Genomic DNA, 20,836 nt, shown 5'->3' with positions numbered 1-20,836 from the left:
AATAGGATGGGGTGTTACATAAGGTATTAAGTTATGCTTTTTATAAGCTTGTATATCTTCTCCGCAGCATCAATTTTAGAAATTTTTCGTGCATTATCTCTCATTTTTAAAAGTACTTGAGGATTATCCAAAAGATATTTGATTTTTTTGTATAATTCTTCTGCTATCAAATCCTTTTCTAAAATAACATAAGAAGCTCCGGCTTTTTCTAACACCCGGGCGTTATACTCTTGGTGATTATTAGCAACATAAGGAGAAGGAATCAAAATAGAAGCAACACCTTTTGCAGTAATTTCTGCCAAAGTAATAGCCCCAGCCCTACAGATTATAATATCTGCGGCAGCATATACATCCTGCATATTGTGACAATAAGGAATTATTTTAACTGTTTCATCTATGTCTATAGTTTCAGTTTTAACTTTTTCCAACACTTTTTCATATTGATTAGCACCCGTAATTATTAAAACTTGCAGGTTTTTATCTTTCAATTTTAAAAACTCTACCATTGTAGAATTGATTTTCTCTGCCCCTCTGCTCCCTCCAACTGATACTATTAAAGGATTATCAGAATAAAAACCCAAATTTTTTAAACCTTCCTCTTTAGTAACTTTTAGCAATTCTCTTCTAATTGGATTACCTGTTACCACAACTTTTTCTTTATTTTTAAAATATTTAACTGATTCTTCAAAACTTACCGCTACTACCTTCACAAACCGTGATAGTACCTTATTTGTAAAGCCTGGAAAAGCATTTTGTTCATGAATCAAAGTAGGTATCCCTTTTAAAGCCGCCATCATTAAAACAGGGCCACCAACATATCCTCCTGTTCCAATTACTACATCTGGTTTAAATTCTTTTAAAATATCATTTGCTTCCTTAAGCCCCACCATTGCTTTATAAATAGTTTTTAATGTATCTAATGATAATTTCCTTTTAAATCCTTGCACAGTAATTGTCTTTAAATCAAAACCTTCTCTTGGTACTAACTCATTCTCTAAACCTTTTTTTGTACCTACAAATAAAATTTGAGCATCTTTTTCATTTTTTAATATTTCCTTAGCAATGGCTATGGCAGGATAAATATGTCCTCCAGTACCTCCACCAGCAAACAAATATTTCAATTATCATCAACTCCTATCTAAATTTGCAGATCGTGAAATATTTAATAGTATGCCTACTCCTGCCATCATAATAACAGTAGAAGTACCTCCATAACTTATAAAAGGAAGGGACACCCCTGTAGGTGGCATAGAAGAAGTTACAACCGCAACATTTATAAGTGTTTGAACTCCTATAAGACTTGTAATTCCTGTAGCTAAAAGACATCCAAACATATCTGGAGCTTTTGCTGCCACTCTCAAACCTCGCAAAATAAGGTATAAAAACATCAAAAGTATAGTAACTGTACCCACAAGTCCTAATTCTTCTCCAATTATGGCGAATATAAAATCATTGTAAGGCATAGGCAGATACATGAGTTTTTGCCTGCTTTCTCCAAGTCCTACTCCGAATAATCCTCCAGAGCCTAAAGCATAAAGGGATTGTACAATTTGATACCCAGATTTTTGAATATCTTGCCATGGATTTAAAAATGTAAATACCCTTTCCCGTATATACTTAAAAGATGAAAAAACAACAACTGCTGCCCCAATTCCTGCTCCAAATAAAGCTCCCATAAAAGATAATTTAGCACCTGCTACAAAGAGAATTATTACAGCCACAATGAATATAATACCAGCTGTACTAAAATTAGGCTGTAACATTATAAGGCCAAAAAACAATCCTGCCAATCCTAAAACAGGCATAACTCCTTTTTTGAAACTTTTTGCATAATCAGGATGTTTGTCAAAATATTTTGCAAAGTATATAATAAGAGCATATTTTGCCACTTCAGAAGGCTGTATTGTAAAGCTTCCAACTCCTATCCATCTGGTCGCATTATATCTTTCAACTCCTATTCCAGGAATTAAGACTGCAACAAGCAATCCAATCGAAATAATAAGCAAAGGGCCAGCTAACTTCTTTAAAATAATGTAATCAAAATTCATCATAAAAACCATAGCAAAAAAACCTAATATTACCCATAACAATTGCCTTTTCAAAAAATAATAAGGGTCATTGTACATGTACTCAGCACTGGCAGAACTAGCACTAAAGACCATAATTACACCAATGGAGACTAATATTAAAACTACGAGTAAAATGCCGTAATCCACAGGATACTTTTTTTTCATTATTTTACCTCCTTAACTCTGCCACTGCCTTTTTAAAGATTCTTCCCCTCTCCTCAAAATTCCTAAACATATCCCAACTGGCACAAGCTGGTGACAAAAGTACACTATCCCCCTCTTTCGCACTTTCATAAGCTTTTTTAACAGCTTCTTCTAGAGTACTAGCAAAAAATATGTCATCTTCAGGATAAGAATACTTCCTTGCAGTATCTCTGATTTTTTTTGCAGTTTGCCCTATCAAAATCAATTTCTTTACTTTCCCATTAAAGGCTTTTACAAACTCATCAAATTCACTACCTTTATCATAACCACCAGCAATTAAAACTATAGGGGTTTTTAGCGCTTGTATCGCTTTAATTGAGGCGTCTGGGTTAGTCCCTTTAGAATCGTTGTAAAATTTTATACCATTTATTTCATCAACAAACTCAATCCTATGTTCTACACCTTTAAAAGTTTTTAAAGTATTTGCAATAACATCTACATTAATACCGGAAAGATATGCTACTGAAGAAGCAGCCAATGCATTCTCTAAATTGTGTTCTCCAGGAATATAAATTTCCTCTATGTCAATAATTTTTTTAGCATTTCCATTAACACCTATATAAATACTTCCATCTTTTACATATGCCCCATTTTCTAATGAACTTTTTCTACTAAAAGGAAAAACTCTGCATTTAGCCTTATTTTTTAGACTCCAAGTAATAGGGTCATCGAAATTTAGAACAGTATATTCATTTTCGCGTTGATTTTCAAAAATTCTTCCTTTTATATCTCTATAATTTTCAAAGGTTTTATGTCTGTTTAAATGATCAGGGGTAATATTTATTATACAGCTTATTTTGGGTTTAAACTCTTTTACAGTCTCTAATTGAAAGCTACTAATCTCTGCTACTATAAAATCTCCTTCTGCTGCTTCCATAGTAGCGTAAATAAGTGGATAACCTATATTTCCAGCAACATATACCTTTCTCCCAGCATTTTTAAACATTTCGCCTAATAAAGTAGTAGTAGTTGTTTTGCCATTTGTACCTGTAATTGCATAAATAGGAGCTTTAGAAAACCTATATGCAAACTCTACTTCTCCCCATACTTCAATTTTCATTTGTTGTGCTGTTTTTACTATATCCGAATCTGTAGGAACACCTGGACTTAAAACAATCAAATCCACACCTTCTAAAAATTCCTTTTTGAATCTACCAAACCTAAAATCTATAGGCAAACTTTTAACTTCTTCTAAATTTTCCTTTAAGACATCATATTCTTTTTCATCATAAGCTATTACTTTTGCTTCTAAGCTATCCAATACTCTACATAAAGCTATTCCACTAACTCCTAAACCTGCTACAAAAATTTTTTTCCCTTTTAGCTCCATAATTTGCACTCCTTAGCTTAAACTATAAAAAGATATAAACATAGCAATTAGAGTAACAATCCAAAAGGCATATACTACATTTTGTTCTTGCCATCCTGACAGTTCAAAATGATGGTGTAAAGGACTCATTTTAAAAACTCTTTTACCAAACAATTTAAAAGACAATACCTGAATAATCACTGAAAAAGCTTCAACCACATAAATAATACCTATCAAGGGCAAAATCAAAGGCAATTTAGTCAAAACCGCGGCAGTAGCTATAGCTCCTCCAATAGCTAAGGAACCAGTATCTCCCATAAAAATTTCCGCAGGATGACGGTTATACCTCAAAAACCCCAACAATCCCCCTGTCAAAGAGGCGCTAAAAGCTCCATAAGTTATATTATTTAAAAATAAAGCTGTCATGGTGAAAAAAGCCATAACAATAAAAGATACACCAGCTGCTAATCCATCAAGCCCATCTGTCAAGTTTACACTGTTTACTGTTCCAACTATTACAAAAACCATAAAAGGAATATATAAATTGCCAAGGTCAATAGTAGTTTTTAAAAAAGGGAAAATCACTTCTGTTCCCACATATTTTTGAGCAAAATATGAAATGATTGTCGCAAGTAAAAACTGTCCAATAAGTTTTTCTCTCGCTTTTAAACCTAAAGGCCTCTTAAAATAAACCTTTAGAAAATCATCTGCAAATCCTATTAAACCATATCCCAAAAAACCTACTAACAAAATAGCCAAATATTTGTTCCAATGAGAAAAAATTAAAGTAGAAATAACTGTGGCTGTAATAAACATTATCCCACCCATTGTAGGGGTTCCGGATTTTTTTAAATGGCTTTTAGGCCCATCTTCCCTTACTTTTTGCCCAAATTTTAATTTTCTAAGATAAGGTATAAAAAGAGGACCAGACACCAAGCTTAGCACAAAAGCAACAACTGTAGCCAAAATTATCTTTTGTAACATTTTACTTTACCCTCTCCAGCAAAAATTGTACTATTTGTTCCATTTTCATACCTCTTGAACCTTTTATTAAAATTGAATCCCCTTCTTTGATAATATCTTTCAACATTTCCTTAACCTCTTTATTAGTGTTACAAACAAAAATAGTATTCTCTTTCATCCCACAAACCTTGGATTCTTCTGCAATATATTTCGCCATATCACCAGAGGTTATCAAAATATCTATATGGCTATCTGCCACCACTTTTCCTATTTCTTTGTGGGCTTCTACTGCATACTCACCTAATTCCAGCATATCTCCCAAAACTGCTATTTTTCTCTTAGCAGGTAAATCCCTTAATACGCTTAAAGCTGCTTTCATAGAATCCGGATTAGCATTATATACATCATCAATAATTTTTATATCACCTTTTTCTATTATATTAAGCCTCATTTTGCCTGGTTGAAAATCTTTTAAAGCCTCTGCCATCTCCTCTACATTGATACCAAACTCTAATCCAACACAAATAGCAGCAAGAGAATTGTACACATTGTGAATACCAGGTACTGAAAGCTTTATTTCCTTCGCCAAATTTTTATATTTTAAAGTATATTTTATATCTTTTTCTCCTTTTTCTATATCGCAAGCTTTAATTTCTCCACTTTTTATACCATATCTGTAATACTTACTTGAATACTGCAGAGGAATTTTTGATAGCATATCATCATCTGCATTTAATACAATCACATTTTCCTCTTTAAAATTTTCAATTAACTCAAGTTTAGCTTTTAATATATTTTCTCTTGAGCCTAATTTTTCGATATGAGCAACTCCTATATTTGTAAAAACTGCTACTTGAGGCTCTGCAATATTCTTTAGCCTCCTAATTTCTCCAAAACCACTCATTCCCATTTCCACTACCGCAATCTGATGAGTATCTTCCAAATTAAAAATTGTCAATGGCAAGCCAATTTCATTATTAAAATTTCCCTCTGTTTTCAAAACTTTACACTTTTTAGACAATATTTGTGCAATCATATCTTTCGTAGTAGTTTTTCCACTGCTACCTGTCACAGCAATAAAAGGAATATTGAATTTTTTTCTATAATAAGAAGCAATTTTATGCAAAGCTTCTAAAGTTTCATTAACGTAAATGACATCAACTGAAAAATCTTTCAAACACTCTACATTATCCAACCTCGCAGTAATAACTGCAATAGCCCCTTTGTCTATTGCATCTTTTACGAAATCTTCTCCATCGTATTTTTCCCCTTTCAAAGGGATAAATAATTCATCTTTTTTGACTTTTCTCGAATCAGTTGAAATTCCTATTACTTTATCCTTTAAACTTCCTTTTATAAATTTTCCCTCAGTAGCCCTTACAATTTCATCTATTAAAAGTTCCATTATTTATTACCGCCTTCAGACAAAATTTCTTTAACTATTTCTCTCTCATCAAAGTGAATAACCTTATCTCCTATAATTTGATAAGTTTCGTGTCCTTTACCTGCAAGTATTATTACATCGTCTTTTTGAGCATTAGTCAGAGCGTATCTTATCGCTTCTTTTCTATTTTCTATTACAACATAAGGGCAATTAGTCTTTTTTATGCCTTCCTCAATTTGTGAAATTATTTCTCTTGGGTCTTCCGAACGAGGATTGTCTGATGTCAAAATGCAAAAATCTGCATATTTTCCTGCAACTTCTCCCATCAAAGGCCTTTTAGTTTTATCCCTATCTCCTCCAGCACCGAAAAGAAGTATTTTTCTTCCAGTTTTATATTCCTTCAATGCCTCCATTATATTCTGTATTCCGTCAGGAGTATGGGCATAATCTATAATCACATAAAAGTCTTTTCCTGTCTCCACCAGTTCAAATCGACCTTTTACTGTGACCTGACTTAAAGCTTCTCTCACACTTCGCAAAGAAATACCAAGAAAATCAGCCACTGTAATGGCAGCTAAAGCATTGTAGACGCTAAAAATTCCTGGAATTTTTAATGAAATCTCTTCTTTTTTATCTTCAATCTGAACTTTAAACTTTACACCATCTAAACTATTCCTAATATCCTTTGCCATAACATAAGCAAAATCTTTTATACCATAAGTCAAAACTTTTGCTTTAGAACTCTCAATCATCATAGAAGAGTATTTATCATCTATATTGATGACCGACGCACTCTTCGCCATCTTGAATAACTTACTCTTTGTCTTAGCATACTCTTCCATGTTCTGGTGAAAATCTAAATGGTCTTGGGATAAGTTGGTAAAAACTGCTATATCAAATTCACATTCGCCTACTCTATTTAATGCTAAAGAATGAGATGATACCTCCATAACCACATACTTAACACCTTTGTTCACCATAATGCTAAAAAGCTCCTGCAAATCCAATGATTCAGGTGTGGTATGTACAGAAGGTATCACTTCATCCCCTATCATATTTTGTATAGTCCCCACTAGGCCCACTTTATTATTTTGCCTTTCTAAAATCGCTTTTAGCATATAAGTAACAGAGGTTTTGCCATTTGTTCCTGTTACACCAATTAAAGTAAGTTTGCTGGTGGGGTTATTGTAAAAATTAGAAGCTATTTTTGCCATGGCAGCTCGAGCATCTTCTACTAATACTGTTGTAATTCCGGGATATTCTTTTATTTCCCTATCTGTAACAACAGCAACTGCCCCATTTTTAATAGCCTCTTCCACATAGAAAATACCATCGGTTTTAAACCCTTTTATAGCGATAAATAAATATTTATTTTTAGATTTACGGGAATCGTAACACACCCCACTGATGTCTATATTAGGATCTCCTTTTATCTCGCAGTTGACTCCTTTTAAAATATCTATAAGTTTCATGTTAGGCCTCCTCACAAAAATATCTAAAAAGCATACCACCACTAAATAGTATAGCACAATTATAGATTTTGCATAGAGGAAGTTTAATTTTCCTTAGGCCTAAACTCCACTTCTACAGTTTCACCTTTTTTCAAAATCGTACCTTCTTTCGGACTTTGATTTACAGCAAAACCACTGCCTTTTATTCTTATTTTAAGTCCTAAAGAATTTAGAATTTCTGTAGCTTCTTTTACGCTCTTACCAGTTAAATCAGGAACTACTACTTCTTGTATTTTTTCAGCATTTAAGTACAAAATAACTTGTGTGTTTTCTTCTACAATTGCTCCTGGTTTAGGCATTTGGTCAAAAACGGTATCTCCATTTCCTTCTATTATAAAATTAAGCTTATTCGACAAAATAATGTTTTCTGCTTCATAAAGTTTCATATTCCTCACATCCGGTACCACAACCGATGCAGGTTTTTCTATTCCTCTTGGCTGTACTTCCAAATATCTTAAGGTATCTTCTAAAATGCTCTTTACTACAGGTGCAGCCAATTGGCTTCCAAAATGGGTTTCCGGATTATTAGGCTCATCTATTACCACCAACACAATAACTTTTGGATCCTCCGCTGGTGCAAAACCTATAAAAGATGCCACATATTTGCCTGGCATATATTTTTCTGTAGTACCAGTCTTTCCAGCTACATCAAATCCTTCAATATATCCTGCTTTGCCTGTTCCCTCTGACACTACACTTTTTAGTATTTCTCTCATTGTAGAAGAGGTCTGTTCAGGAATGACTTGCCTCACTACTTTTGGTTTAAATTCCTTCACTACTTTTCCATTTGAATCTACAATTGATTTCACAATTAGAGGTTGCATCAATTTTCCTCCATTGGCTATTGCGGAGACAGCAGTAATCATCTGAAGAGGCGTCACAGCAATACCTTGCCCAAAAGAATTAGTGGCTAACTCAACAGGCCCAACACTACTTTCTGCCAATACAAGACCTGGAGCTTCACCAGGAAGAAGTATTCCTGTCCTTTGTCCAAATCCAAAATCATGTATGTATTTATAGAGTTTTTCTACTCCTAGCCTTTGTCCTAACGTCACAAAAACTGCGTTGCAGGAATTTTGAACACCTTGAACAAAATTTTCACTGCCATGGGTAGCCCAGCAATTTATTCTATGTCCAGAAACTATAGTATAGCCCGGACAATAAAACTGTTCATTAAGACCTACAAGTTTTTCTTCTAAAGCTGCAGAAGCAGTAATTGTCTTAAAAACAGAACCAGGTTCATAAGAATCAGAAATAGCTTTATTTCGCCAAGCTTTATACCATTCCTCCTGCGGTCCTTCAAAAGGATTATTAGGATTAAAATTTGGTCTATTAGCCAAAGCCAATATTTCACCTGTTTTGGGGTCCATAACAATGGCTACTGCTCCTTTTGAAGGCTTAGAATGAACCATCGCTTTGTTAAGAGCCTTTTCTGCAAAATGCTGAATAGTTTCATCTATTGTAAGCACTACGTTATAACCTGGAAGAGGTTCAAAATACTCTTCCTCTCCCACATCCATCTTTCTACCTATAGCATCCATTGGAGTAGAAATTCTTCCCGGAATACCTCTTAAAAAGTTGTCAAATGCTAATTCAATGCCATCTAAACCTTGGTTGTCAATTCCAGTAAAGCCCAAGACATGAGATGCAAGAGTATTATTTGGATAAAATCTTTTCATGTCCTCAGAAATTATTATTCCATCTATATTAAGCTTTCTTATCTCTGCTGCCTTTTCGTCATCAACTTGTTTAGCAATTAACACTTCTTGTAAGTTTTTATTAGAAATCTTTTGAAGAACTTTTCCTTTATCTAAATTTAATATTTGGGCTAAAGCTTCAGCTACTGCTTCTCTTTGAGAATCAGGTATTTCTTTGGGGATAACACTTATATTTTCTGCTAATACTTTGCCATTTCTATCAAATATATTTCCCCTTTTGTCGCTAACAGATACGTCTAAAGTCCATTGAGGAAGTGCCATCTTTTGATATTCTTCACTTTTTACAACCTGTATCCAAAAAAGTCTAAGTATAAGTCCAAAAACTACTATAGAAGATAAAAAAAGTAAAAAAAGAATTCTTCTCTTTACAGATATGGTTGGATATATTTATTATCCCCCCTATCTATTCAACACCCCCAATATCCTCATAAAAAAGTTACTTCTATCTTGTGATTTCTCTTCACCTTTTTTCTCTTCAGCTACTTTAGGCTTTTCTCCCACATTTATATAGACTATCTGATTTTCTTCTGGCAATTGCATTCCTAATTTTTCTTTTGCAATCTCTTCAATTCGAGCAGGATTGCTTAAAGAAGCAATTTGGGCTTTTAATTGTTGATTTAAATTTTCTGTATATTGTACTTGTTTTTCCATTTTATCTAAAGCAATTGACCTTTGATAAATTACAGTATACCTGTAAAGTATCAAAATGCTTAGAGAACTTATAAAAACTACCAAAAGTAAATTCTTTAATTTCCTGTTTTTTTTAGTTTTTCTTACTTGCTCTTTCTTTTCTGAGGTATATGGGGGATACTCGTAATTATATTCTCTTTGTGCTACTATCAATTTATTCTACCTCCATTTCTTTTAGAACTTACAGTTTTTCTGCAACTCTAAGTTTTGCACTGCGAGACCTTGAATTTGTCTCTATTTCCTCTTTGGAAGGTAGTACCGGTTTTTTTGTGATGATTTTTATCAAAGGTTCTTTGCCACAAGTACAAGGCATATTATGTGGACAAGTGCAGGGATTTTCTAATTTTTTAAAAGTATTCTTCACAATTCTATCTTCCAAAGAGTGAAATGTGATTATCGCAATGCGCCCTTTCCCCCGTAATACCTCTACCATATCCTCAATCGCCTTATCTAAACCTTTAAGTTCTTCATTGACTTCTATTCGTATGGCTTGAAATGTTCTTTTTGCTGGATGTGGTCCTTCTCTCCTGGCAGAGGCAGGAATAGCGTTTTTTATAATCTCTACTAACTGAAAAGTAGTTTTTATTTCTCCTTTTTCTCTTTCTTTTACAATAAATTTAGCAATACGTGATGCCCATTTCTCTTCTCCATATTCTCTTATCACTCTTTCTAATTCTTGCTGTGAATACTTGTTCACCACATCATAGGCAGAAAAAGGTGAATTTTTGTCCATTCTCATATCCATCGGAGCATCTTTCATATAAGAAAAACCCCGTTTAACTTCTTCTAATTGATAAGAAGATACCCCCAAATCCAAAAGGATGCCATCAACCTTGTCAATATTCAAACTTTTAAGTATCTCTTTTATATTTTTAAAATTATCATTTATGTACTCTACATTTTTGTAATTTTTAAGCCTTTCTTTGCTAGCCTTTATCGCATCTAAATCTCTATCTATCGCAATTAACTTTCCGGTGGTAAGCCTTTTTAATATTTCTTCAGAATGGCCTCCACCACCTAAAGTACCATCTACATATATTCCCTCTGGTTTTATATTTAAATATTCAATTGTCTCCTTAAGCAAAACACTTTTATGGCTATATTCCATTCTTTATCACACCTATATATTTAAGTCGTCAAGATGCTCAGCAATCTCTTCAAAAGAAACATCTGTATTGTTAGAGTATTCTTCCCAAACCTCTTTACTCCAAATCTCAACCCTTGTAGAAACTCCAATAAATATAACATCTTTTTCTATTTTGGCATGCTCTCTTAAATTAGCAGGTATAAGTATTCTTCCCTGTTTATCAATTTCACATTCCACAGCTCCAGCTAAGAAAAATCTCGTAAATGCTCTTGCGTCTTTTTTGGTAAGTGGCAAAGTTTTAAGTTTGGCCTCAATATTTTTCCACTCCTCCAAGGAATATACAAATAAACAATTGTCCAAACCTTTAGTCAATACAAACTTTTCCCCTAGTTCTTCTCTGAATTTTGCGGGAATTATGACTCTTCCCTTTGCATCAATTGTGTGTTCGTATTGGCCCATCAACATACAAAACACCAAACTTTCATTTCACATTCTCCCACTTACCACCACATTACACCACTTAATATGTTATTCTATATAAATTTAAAAAATCCTGCTAAATTTTTATAAAAAAATAAAAAAATCAGGCTTTGCGCCTGATTTTTTTATTTTTTTATAGGATTCACAACGGAAAGTACACTATTCTCTTCTCTCAGATGATTTTGAAATCTTTCTCTAACATCTTCAAAGCTTATACTGTAAAGCACATCTAAATAATCCAGTAAATTTATTTCTTTCATATAAAAGTTTATAAAACTGTAAGCTATACTATCGACCGAATTAAATGTTCTTAAAAATTTTCCTATGTATTTTTTCTTTATTCTCTCAAAATCTTCTTCCTTTAAAAATTGTAGATTATTTATTGCATTTAAAATGATATCTCTCACTTTAAAAGGATCTTTAGATTGACCTCCTATTATAGAATAACCGTAATCTATCTCTCCACCGTAATCAAAGCTAAAAGTGCTGTCAATAAGCCCTTCATTGTAAAGCCTCTCATACAAGTCAGAACTTCTGCCTAATGCCATTTCCAAACCTATTTGTATCTCTAAATTTTTCTTTAATAATTTCTTTCCCCCAAAACCCACATCTGTATCTTTAAAACCTAGATTAAAAAGAGGAATGGATACTTGCATATCTTGTACAACTTCTTTTTTATAAACGCTTAAAGGCTCTTTAGGATATATCCTTTTTATTTTTCCTTGTTTTTTATCTTGTCTCATATTTTCTTTTATAATGTCAAGAGTTTTATCTATATCAATGTCTCCTACCGCAAACAATACCATATTTTCAGGATGATAAAATGTGTAATAACACTTATATAAAATTTCTTTATTTATCTGAGAAATTGATTCAATTGTGCCAGCTATGTCCTTTCTAACTGGATGTACATGATAAAGAGCCTCTAATGCGTTAAAATAAACTTTCCAATTGGGGTCATCTTGATACATCCTTATTTCTTGAGCTATTATTCCCTTTTCTTTTTCCACATTTTCATCTGTAAAATAAGGATTTTGTACAAACTTTACTAAAAGTTTTAGATTTTCATAGAAGTTTTCAGTACTCGCAAATAAATAAGCAGTTGTAGTAAAATTAGTGTAAGCGTTAGCTGAAGCCCCTAATTTTGAAAACTGCTCAAAAATACTACCTTCTTCCTCTTCGAACATTTTGTGTTCCAAAAAATGTGCAACCCCATCAGGTACCTCCGTTACATTAGTATCCCCTGGAGCGATAAACTTACTGTCATTAGAACCAAAATGGGTAGCAAATATTGCAAACTGCTTTGTATAACCTCTTTTCGGCATTATATACACTTTCAGGCCATTATCCAATTCTTGTAAAAGTATTTTTTCGTCTATTCTCCCATTGTACAACTGCTGCATAATTATTCCTCCTTTTTGCCGGTCATAAAATACACCGTATCTAATTTAACCTTTTTAGCAACTTCCACTACGTCCTCTTTTGTCACCTTTTCTACTTTTTTAATAAATTCTTCTATATTTAAATCTGCTCCTGCAATTTTTTGTGACAAATAGTAGTCAGATTTAGAAGTAGCATTGTCTTTCATTGCATTCAAAGAGGTCTTTAAGGCTTTTATTGTGGAATCTAATTCATAATCTGAGATATTACCTTCTTCAATTTCTTTTAACTGTTTAAGTATTATATCAAGAGCTTTGTTGTAATTTTCTATCTCTATGCCGCAACTTACCACCATTAAACCTTTAAATCTCTCAAGCCTTGAATAAGCATAATAAGCAAGGCTTGCCTTTTCCCTCACATTCATAAAAAGTTTAGAAAAAGGTCCTCCTCCTAATACACCACTGTATACCAAAAGAGGAAAATATTCCTCACTGTTAGCCGGCACATTAGTTCTAAAGCCAAGAGTAAGCTTCCCCTGGGTTACTTCTAAATTTTCTGTCACATACTTTACTTCCTTTACCTCTTTATATATATTTGGGGAAGGAATATTTAGTATCTGTCCTCTTTGAAAAGAAAAATATTTTGTAAAAACCTCTTCTACATATCTAGGGTCCACATTTCCTACAACATATATATCTATCGGCAAAGTATTAATACAATTTTGATAATAGTGGTAAAGATTTTTTTCATCAATAACCTCTAAGTCCTCACTCTTGCCTAATTCGAATATAGCAAAAGGCTCCCCTTTACACATCTCTTCATAACAACGGTCTACCGCATATTTGGTTTTGTCATTTATTCTTGAATCTATTAAATTTTTGTGAATCTCTTTTTCTTGAAGTACATAATCTTTATTAAAAGCATTTCCTTCTGTAAGAGGGTTGAAAACTAACTCTTTTAAAAATTTTACTCCCTCTTCTAAAATATTCTCTTTTATGTACTCCTCTTGAGGTAATTCCAATCTATATTGTTGAAGGTGCCTTTCTCCTTTTTTATACACAGAAACAGCCATAGTAGTGCCGTATAAGTTTTCTAAAAACTTCACCATTTCTTTATAGGTTTTAATACTAGAAGTACCCCTTTTTAAAACAGCAGGCAGCAAAGCGTATTTTGTAGCCTCTTTTCCTAATTGATTGTGGATATAAAGATTAATTGTCACTGTTTTAAATTTGTCTGTAGTATCTATGTACAAATTTATTCCGTTGTTTAATTGTTTCTCAATTAATTCCATGGAATCAACTCCTTCTAAAATAATCCAATTATTTTTTGATTATATGATAATTGTATCACAAAGTCAATAATACATAAACCCGGGGAAAAACCCCAGGTTTTTTACATGCCAGGCGTTATGCGCTTAATAATTTCTGATATCTGTTTTGCAAATTCAGAAACTGGTCTTCCCTCTGAAATACCCTTAGCAATATTATCTATTCTCTTGTACAAATCTGGGTCAGCAGTTATATAAACTCTTTTTATAGACTTATCTGTGTCTTTTACTGTTTTTTCTATTTTCTTTTTCACATCAGTTTCATGAGCGCCTTGTACCCTTGCCTTCATATCCACACCTACAATAGCATTTGTCCCTGAAATTACCACTGTAGCCTTGTTTACTTCTGGTATTTTGGCAACATTTGAAGCTATCTTAGAAGCCCTTACACTCTCAGGTGTCGGTTTTCTTACAGCAGTTGGAGCAGGTGTAGGTGTTGTCGGTGCAGGTGTAGTATATCCTGGGGCTGTCTTAGAAGGCGCAGGAGTAGTCCTTGTAGGGGCTGGTGTATAACGTGCAGGAGTAGGCTTTTTAGTCGCAGTTTTGCATCCTGCCATTGAAACCATTATCATTATCCCAATAAGCATTATTGTAATTATACTTTTTATTTTTTTCAAAGCTATGCACCTCCTCAAAATATATTTTTGCACTTTTATTAAAAAGTATTATGCTAAATTATGGAATTTTTACGAAAAACATTTGAAAAAATTTTGTGAGTAATATATAATGCATATGTAAAACTATTGGAGGGAAGATGAAATGGAAATAGGAATTGTTGGACTACCTAACGTCGGTAAAAGCACTTTGTTTAACGCAATTACAAAAGCAGGTGCAGAATGTGCAAATTACCCCTTTTGCACTATTGAGCCAAATGTCGGAATTGTATCTGTGCCTGATGAAAGGTTAGATTTTTTGTCAAAAATTGAAAATCCCCAAAAAATCATACCTGCAACTATAAAATTTGTTGACATAGCAGGACTTGTAAAAGGGGCAAGTAAAGGAGAGGGTTTAGGAAATAAATTTCTTTCTCATATTAGGGAAGTTGACGCTATATTAAACGTGGTAAGATGCTTTGAAGATAGCAACATTGTCCATGTAGAAGGAAGTATTGATCCTATAAGAGATGTTGAAATAATAACTTTAGAGCTTATACTTGCTGACATGGAAGTTATTGAAAGGCGTCTTCAAAAAACATCAAAACTTGCGCGAAATGATAAAAAAGCAGCCTTTGAAGTAGAAGTACTTGAAAAAATAAAAAAAGGATTAGATGAAGGGAAACCTGTAAGGGCTCTTCAATTTACTGAAGAAGAAAAAAGTTTTGTAAGTCAACTTATGTTGCTTACCTATAAACCTGTTATGTATGTAGCAAATATATCAGAAGAAGACTTAATTTCAGGAAAAGAAAATCAATATGTAAAGCAACTAAAAGAATATGCTGAAAATGAAAATTCCCAAGTTTTAGTTATAAGTGCAAAAATTGAAGAAGAATTAGCTTCTTTAAGTGATGAAGAAAGAAATGAACTTTTGAGAGAATACGGCCTTGCCGAACCTGGCCTTAACAACATAATAAGGCATGGTTACTCTCTCCTTGGACTTATAACCTTTTTCACCGCTGGACCAAAAGAAGTCCACGCTTGGACAATAAAAAAAGGCACAAAAGCACCTCAAGCAGCAGGAAAAATTCATTCAGATTTTGAAAAAGGATTTATAAGGGCAGAAGTAATCTCTTATGAAGATTTAGTAAAAGCTGGTTCACAGGCAGCAGCAAGAGAAATGGGACTTATGAGACTGGAAGGAAAAGATTATGTGATGCAGGATGGAGATATAGTAGTATTTAGATTTAATGTATAAAAATCGCCTTTTAGGCGATTTTTATACATTACTCTTTTTTGTCTATCTTTGGTGTCTCCTCAACTTCATATCCCAAAGCAGCAATCAAATTGTCCAATTTGTTTCTAATTGTAGGATAAGATAAGCCTAATTCTTTTTCCATTTCCCTTATATTTCCCCTCGTCCGTATGAAAAGTTCCAAAAAATCTCTTTGCTCTTTTGACAAATAACAAAATTTACAAAGTTCAAATTTACCTTCAATTGCTGTTCCACATTGAGGACATTCCAGCCTTGTTACCACCATTTTTTCACTGCAAACTGGACATCTACCTATTACTTCATTCATTAATATCACCTCTTAAAAGGCAAGTTTATTATAAAAAGCCTGCTCACATTCGTCATCTTGTTTTTATTATAACACTTATTTTAAAAATGTCAATAAAAATTTTAAATTATTTTAAGTTTTAGTTTAAAAAAATTAATTTTTTAAAGGATAAAAATAAACCAAGCAAAGCTGCTTGGCTTAAACTTCTATAACCTCTTCTTCAAAATCATCAATATATTTTTGATACTCCATTTTTTGTTCTGCTTCTATTACTTTTTCTAATTTTGGCTTTGTAGCAGGATGTTTTGGCACAAAGATAGTGCAACAATCTTCATAGGGTCTTATAGAGATCTCAAACGTACTAATCTTTTGAGCTAAATCTATAATCTCTGTCTTATCCATCCCAATAAGAGGTCTAAATATTGGCATAGAGACAGAAGCATTGGTTACATATAAACTTTCAATCGTTTGGCTTGCAACTTGTCCTAAACTTTCCCCTGTGATTAGAGCCATAGAACCATTTTTTTGAGCAATTTTTTCTGCTATCTTCATCATCATTCTTCTCATTATTATAGTAGTAAACTTAGCAGGACATTTCTCATAAATTTCCAGTTGTAAATCAGTAAAATACACCACATGCAATTTTATGCTTTGGCCATATTGAGAAAGCACTTTGCACAAATCCACCACTTTGTCTTTAGCCCTTTCAGATGTATATGGTGGACTGTGAAAATATACAGCATTTATCTCTACTCCTCTTTTCATCATCATCCACGCAGCTACAGGGCTGTCAATGCCCCCTGACAAAAGCACAGTAGCTTTGCCATTAGTGCCAAGCGGAAGTCCTTTTGCTCCTTCGATTACTCCTGCATAGACAAAAGCCATCTCCCTTATTTCTACATTTAAAAGCACATCAGGGTTATGAACATCCACCTTAAGGCCTTTTACATTCTTTAAAACCGCAGCTCCGACTCTACGGCTTACTTCCATGCTGTCATAGGGAAAAGATTTATTTGGCCTTTTTGTCTCTACTTTAAACGTCTTTCCTTGGTATTCCCTCATCAGTTCTATAGCAGCTTCATATATTTCCTCCAAGTTTAAACCAATCTTTTTCGCCCTTGTTATGCCTACAATGCCAAAAATTTTTTTTAGCCTTTCTATTACCTCTTCAATATCCCCATCACATTCTACATAAATTCTGCCATGAGTTTTTTCAACTTTAACTTCCTTAAAGTCAGAAAGAGCATGTTTTATATTTTTTATCAATTTATTTTCAAAAAAAGACCTGTTATCTCCTTTTAAAGCTAATTCTCCATATTTAATCAATAATATGTCTTGCATATTTTACCTCCGTTTATACTTTCTTAAAAAATTCACTTTTTCTTTTAACACTGATATAGTATAGTCAATTTCTTCTTCTGTATTAAAAATTCCAAAAGAAAATCTTATAGCACTTTCAATGAGGTCCTCTTTAAGACCTATTGCTTTTAGAACGTGGCTTTGTCCTTTCTTTTTGGAAGAACAAGCTGAACCTGTAGAAACGTATATACCTTTTTCCTCAAGAGCATGTAAAAGTACTTCCCCTCTTACGCCAGCAAAAGAAATATTAAGTATATGCGGCGCTCCACCTTCAATATCTGGACCGTTTAAATGGATATCTTTTATTTCAGAAACTATACCTTGGTATAACTTTCTTTTCAAGTTCATTAATTTATTTATATTATCGTTAAAGTTTTCTTTAGCCAATTTGCTTGCTATGCCAAACCCCACAATTCCAGGCAAATTTTCTGTCCCAGACCTTAAATTCTTTTCTTGCCCTCCTCCAAAAATTATCGGCCTTATTCTAACTGATTTATCTACATAAAGTGCTCCTACTCCTTTAGGACCGTGTATTTTATGGCTGCTTAAAGACACCATCTTTATTTTTTGCTTTTTAACATCTATATTTATTTTTCCTGCTGCTTGTATAGCATCTACGTGAAAAACTATGTCCTTTTCGTCTGCAATGTCTGCTATTTCATCTATTGGCTCTATAGTGCCTATTTCATTATTTACAGCCATTATCGATACGAATATAGTCTTGTCAGTTATCGCCCCTTTAAAATCTTCTAAATCTATTTTTCCTGTTTTATCCACATCAAGATATGTCACATCAAATCCGTTTTCTTCAAGGTGCTTTAGCACATTAAGCACAGAAGGATGTTCAATTTTTGAAGATATTATGTGATTGCCCTTCTTCCTTAAGCTTTCAGCAACCCCTATTAAAGCAAGGTTGTTTGACTCTGTACCGCCCGATGTAAAAATTATCCCCTCATTATCGCCGTTTATTAACTTAGAAACATTTTCTCTCGCTTCACTCATTAACTTTTCAGCTTCATAGCCTTTCATATGCAAAGAAGAGGGATTGCCATATTGCTTGTCTAAAACCTCCACTATCTTTTCAATTACTTCGCTTCTAACTCTGGTAGTTGCGCTATTGTCAAGATATACTTCCATGGACATCATCCCTTTTAGTTAGATTTTTTGTAGTTGATAACAACCATTTTAAGTGTTGTCCATCACTCCGACAAATCTGTCCTTTACAAACTTTTAAACATTAACAACATATTTTATTTGACAAATTTGATTAGCAAATTGATAATCCTTTGCACATCTTCATAGGTAGCCTTTCCATCCTCACTTGCTAATATACATTCTTTAGCGTGTTCTTGAATAATTGACATGCCTACCTTTTCTAATGAGGCTTTAACTGCTGCAATTTGCAGCAATATATCCTGACACTCTTTTGATTCTTCTACCATTTTTTCTATACCAGCAATATGGCCCTTTATTGTCTTTAATCTCATCAAAATATCATTTCTCAAGCTTTCGCTCACTTACAACACACCTTTCACTAATTAAATTTTTCTTTCCTCTATATATTAACTTTGCCACAAAAACAATAAAGAGTCAATCATTATGTAAAAAAGCCAGCCACACGCTGGCTTTTAATAAGGATTTTGGTACATTTGTGGCGGCATAAATGATGGGAAAGGTCTTTTGTTAAACTCATCGCATACATTAGTTGGAAATTCTTCGCAAGTTGCAGGAGTCGGGCAAAATCCGTAAGAAGGAACTAATAGCTGCACATCTACCGCAGATTTTATCACAATCCATACTCCTATTATCACATCTACAGTTGTAGTAGCACCTACATTAACTTTGCCATATAAGCACTCTGCCAACGCCTCATACTTCATTATTGCTACATCAGGCTCTGGCACGTAAAGGACAATGTCTTTTGTAAATGTGGTAATATTTCCTGGTAATGTCTGCGTAGTCCCATCAGGAAAATTAATGACAATATCATAAGTCACCTGAAAAGTCGCTTCTACTCTTGCAAATCCTGGTCTATCAGGAAGCGGAGTTATCACAAAACCCGGAGGCGTCAGCAAAGATACTGTTATATTTTCACATCCTCCAAAAGAAGGAGTTAAAGTTAGATTTGTTGGTACAAACGTAATAGGAGGTATATTATCAAGGCATAGTTTCTGCGAACAAGCATCATATATCTTAGTCACTTCAATGCAAGCTATCTCTGTAGGTTCAGGAAGTTGCCCTGGCTGTACAGGGCCTGGCACTATTTCTTGCTGTCCCACCATCTTTTTAGAAAAAGCCATATTATTTCCCCCTTCATGGCTTACACCATTTCTGAAACTTCTCTTTTCTACCTACAATATACGCAACCAATGTGAATTTTGTTACAATAAATGCAACAAAAAGCTCTCTCAGCAAGTCCGCATGAGAGAGCTTTTTTCTTATGAAAGCCGCTAAATTTTCTATTCTTCTACTACAACTTCCTTGCTATTTTCCCATAACCCATGTATATTACAATAGCTTGCCGTATAAATTGTTCCTGATTTTCCAGCTTTAAACTTAACAATTATGTAAGGCTCAGTAAAAACACCGTACTCTCCGTGGGCTGTAAAATTGTAATTGCCTATTTCAACAGGAAATTTATCTCCTTCACCATGGAAACAAATTTTAATCCACGCAATGTGATGCTCTAAAGTATTGGGATGTGGAATTTCCTCTCCCACGTTAACTTTTAATTCAATTACTTCACCCTTTTTAACTTTTTCAGGAAGGTGGATTACAGGTACGTGTTTTTCGCCTTTCCAATCTCCACTTTGATACAATGAACCAAAACTTTTCATAAATATCCTCCTCAAAACTCAAAATTTCATTTGTCCAATTTGCACTCATACTTCTAAATATCTAAAGCAACTAATTCTTCTTTCTTCATTTAATCTCCTCAATTATCTCCTCTACTTCTTTTGCCCCTTCTTCGTAAAATTTTTCCTCATCAGGAGCTAATTCTTTCAAAAGCCTCAAAAACTCTCCAGCATGTACTCTTTCTTCATCTGCTATTTCCTTTAAAACTGCAATTGCCAGTTTATTGTCTATTGATTCCGCAAGCTGTGTATAAAACTGAACTGCCTCATACTCTGCCGCCACCATAAAGCGTATAGCCCTTACCAATTCTTCATGAGTAAGTTTACGCTTTTCACTAAGCCCCG

General features: G+C 33.6%; 21 protein-coding genes. 1 reads left to right on the top strand and 20 read right to left on the bottom strand.

Annotated features, from left to right (window positions below; genetic code table 11):
- Nucleotides 1-26: 26 nt before the first annotated feature.
- The 13 genes from murG to M663_RS0107850 all read right to left on the bottom strand — a co-directional run bounded on the left by murG (nt 27) and on the right by M663_RS0107850 (nt 14,739).
- A complete protein-coding gene (gene murG, locus M663_RS0107910) occupies nt 27-1,121 on the bottom strand; it encodes an undecaprenyldiphospho-muramoylpentapeptide beta-N-acetylglucosaminyltransferase (protein ID WP_029688544.1) in 1,095 nt (364 codons plus the stop codon).
- Nucleotides 1,122-1,127: 6 nt separating this feature from the next.
- Nucleotides 1,128-2,234 (bottom strand): stage V sporulation protein E, encoded by a 1,107-nt coding sequence (gene spoVE, locus M663_RS0107905; protein WP_029688543.1) that lies wholly within the window; start codon nt 2,232-2,234, stop codon nt 1,128-1,130.
- 4 nt (nt 2,235-2,238) lie between these two features.
- A complete protein-coding gene (murD, locus tag M663_RS0107900; protein WP_029688541.1) occupies nt 2,239-3,603 on the bottom strand; it encodes a UDP-N-acetylmuramoyl-L-alanine--D-glutamate ligase in 1,365 nt (454 codons plus the stop codon).
- Nucleotides 3,604-3,615: 12 nt separating this feature from the next.
- The gene (gene mraY / locus M663_RS0107895; RefSeq protein WP_029688540.1) at nt 3,616-4,566 is read right to left on the bottom strand and encodes a phospho-N-acetylmuramoyl-pentapeptide-transferase; all 951 of its coding nucleotides are present in this window, start codon (nt 4,564-4,566) and stop codon (nt 3,616-3,618) included.
- Nucleotide 4,567: 1 nt separating this feature from the next.
- Nucleotides 4,568-5,953, bottom strand: a complete 1,386-nt coding sequence (gene murF / locus M663_RS0107890; RefSeq protein ID WP_337954496.1) for a UDP-N-acetylmuramoyl-tripeptide--D-alanyl-D-alanine ligase — start codon at nt 5,951-5,953, stop codon at nt 4,568-4,570.
- A complete protein-coding gene (locus tag M663_RS0107885) occupies nt 5,950-7,401 on the bottom strand; it encodes a UDP-N-acetylmuramoyl-L-alanyl-D-glutamate--2,6-diaminopimelate ligase (protein WP_029688538.1) in 1,452 nt (483 codons plus the stop codon). The genes murF and M663_RS0107885 overlap by 4 nt, the downstream gene beginning before the upstream one ends.
- A gap of 83 nt (nt 7,402-7,484) precedes the next feature.
- Nucleotides 7,485-9,545, bottom strand: a complete 2,061-nt coding sequence (locus M663_RS0107880) for a stage V sporulation protein D (protein ID WP_029688537.1) — start codon at nt 9,543-9,545, stop codon at nt 7,485-7,487.
- Between the two features lie 12 nt (nt 9,546-9,557).
- Nucleotides 9,558-10,001 (bottom strand): cell division protein FtsL, encoded by a 444-nt coding sequence (gene ftsL / locus M663_RS0107875; RefSeq protein ID WP_004402396.1) that lies wholly within the window; start codon nt 9,999-10,001, stop codon nt 9,558-9,560.
- Between the two features lie 28 nt (nt 10,002-10,029).
- Complete coding sequence (gene rsmH, locus M663_RS0107870; RefSeq protein WP_029688536.1) at nt 10,030-10,956, bottom strand: 16S rRNA (cytosine(1402)-N(4))-methyltransferase RsmH; 927 nt, start codon at nt 10,954-10,956, stop codon at nt 10,030-10,032.
- A 12-nt stretch (nt 10,957-10,968) separates the two neighbouring features.
- Nucleotides 10,969-11,400, bottom strand: a complete 432-nt coding sequence (gene mraZ / locus M663_RS0107865) for a division/cell wall cluster transcriptional repressor MraZ (protein WP_009052553.1) — start codon at nt 11,398-11,400, stop codon at nt 10,969-10,971.
- Between the two features lie 140 nt (nt 11,401-11,540).
- Nucleotides 11,541-12,818 (bottom strand): pitrilysin family protein, encoded by a 1,278-nt coding sequence (locus tag M663_RS0107860; RefSeq protein WP_029688535.1) that lies wholly within the window; start codon nt 12,816-12,818, stop codon nt 11,541-11,543.
- 2 nt (nt 12,819-12,820) lie between these two features.
- Nucleotides 12,821-14,086, bottom strand: a complete 1,266-nt coding sequence (locus tag M663_RS0107855) for a pitrilysin family protein (protein ID WP_029688534.1) — start codon at nt 14,084-14,086, stop codon at nt 12,821-12,823.
- A 101-nt stretch (nt 14,087-14,187) separates the two neighbouring features.
- On the bottom strand, nt 14,188-14,739 hold the full coding sequence (locus M663_RS0107850) for a YhcN/YlaJ family sporulation lipoprotein (protein ID WP_004402400.1): 552 nt from the start codon (nt 14,737-14,739) through the stop codon (nt 14,188-14,190).
- A 142-nt stretch (nt 14,740-14,881) separates the two neighbouring features.
- Between M663_RS0107850 and ychF the strand changes: the two genes are divergently transcribed.
- Entirely contained in the window at nt 14,882-15,973 is a 1,092-nt protein-coding gene (gene ychF, locus M663_RS0107845) for a redox-regulated ATPase YchF (RefSeq protein WP_004402401.1), read from the top strand.
- 28 nt (nt 15,974-16,001) lie between these two features.
- Here ychF and M663_RS0107840 read toward each other — a convergent pair whose 3' ends face one another.
- The 7 genes from M663_RS0107840 to M663_RS0107810 form a co-directional block, all read right to left on the bottom strand.
- Nucleotides 16,002-16,298 carry a DUF2089 domain-containing protein gene (locus tag M663_RS0107840; RefSeq protein WP_029688533.1) on the bottom strand — a complete coding sequence of 99 codons (297 nt, stop codon included), beginning with the start codon at nt 16,296-16,298 and terminating at the stop codon, nt 16,002-16,004.
- A 177-nt stretch (nt 16,299-16,475) separates the two neighbouring features.
- Nucleotides 16,476-17,618, bottom strand: coding sequence for a tRNA uracil 4-sulfurtransferase ThiI (gene thiI, locus M663_RS0107835; RefSeq protein ID WP_029688532.1), 1,143 nt, complete (start codon nt 17,616-17,618; stop codon nt 16,476-16,478).
- A 3-nt stretch (nt 17,619-17,621) separates the two neighbouring features.
- Nucleotides 17,622-18,773, bottom strand: a complete 1,152-nt coding sequence (locus M663_RS0107830; protein ID WP_029688531.1) for a cysteine desulfurase family protein — start codon at nt 18,771-18,773, stop codon at nt 17,622-17,624.
- 113 nt (nt 18,774-18,886) lie between these two features.
- Complete coding sequence (locus M663_RS0107825) at nt 18,887-19,153, bottom strand: metal-sensitive transcriptional regulator (protein ID WP_029688530.1); 267 nt, start codon at nt 19,151-19,153, stop codon at nt 18,887-18,889.
- Nucleotides 19,154-19,264: 111 nt separating this feature from the next.
- Nucleotides 19,265-19,936, bottom strand: coding sequence for a hypothetical protein (locus tag M663_RS0107820; protein WP_029688529.1), 672 nt, complete (start codon nt 19,934-19,936; stop codon nt 19,265-19,267).
- A gap of 159 nt (nt 19,937-20,095) precedes the next feature.
- Complete coding sequence (locus M663_RS0107815; RefSeq protein ID WP_029688528.1) at nt 20,096-20,473, bottom strand: class II SORL domain-containing protein; 378 nt, start codon at nt 20,471-20,473, stop codon at nt 20,096-20,098.
- Nucleotides 20,474-20,558: 85 nt separating this feature from the next.
- On the bottom strand, nt 20,559-20,836 hold a 278-nt coding region (locus M663_RS0107810), incomplete at its 5' end, for a ferritin family protein (protein WP_029688527.1).

Origin of the sequence: Thermoanaerobacter sp. A7A (assembly GCF_000445185.1) — a bacterium.
Classification (GTDB): domain Bacteria; phylum Bacillota; class Thermoanaerobacteria; order Thermoanaerobacterales; family Thermoanaerobacteraceae; genus Thermoanaerobacter.
The sequence above is the reverse complement of the archived record's forward strand: the minus strand, read 5'-3'. Positions and strand labels throughout refer to the sequence as shown.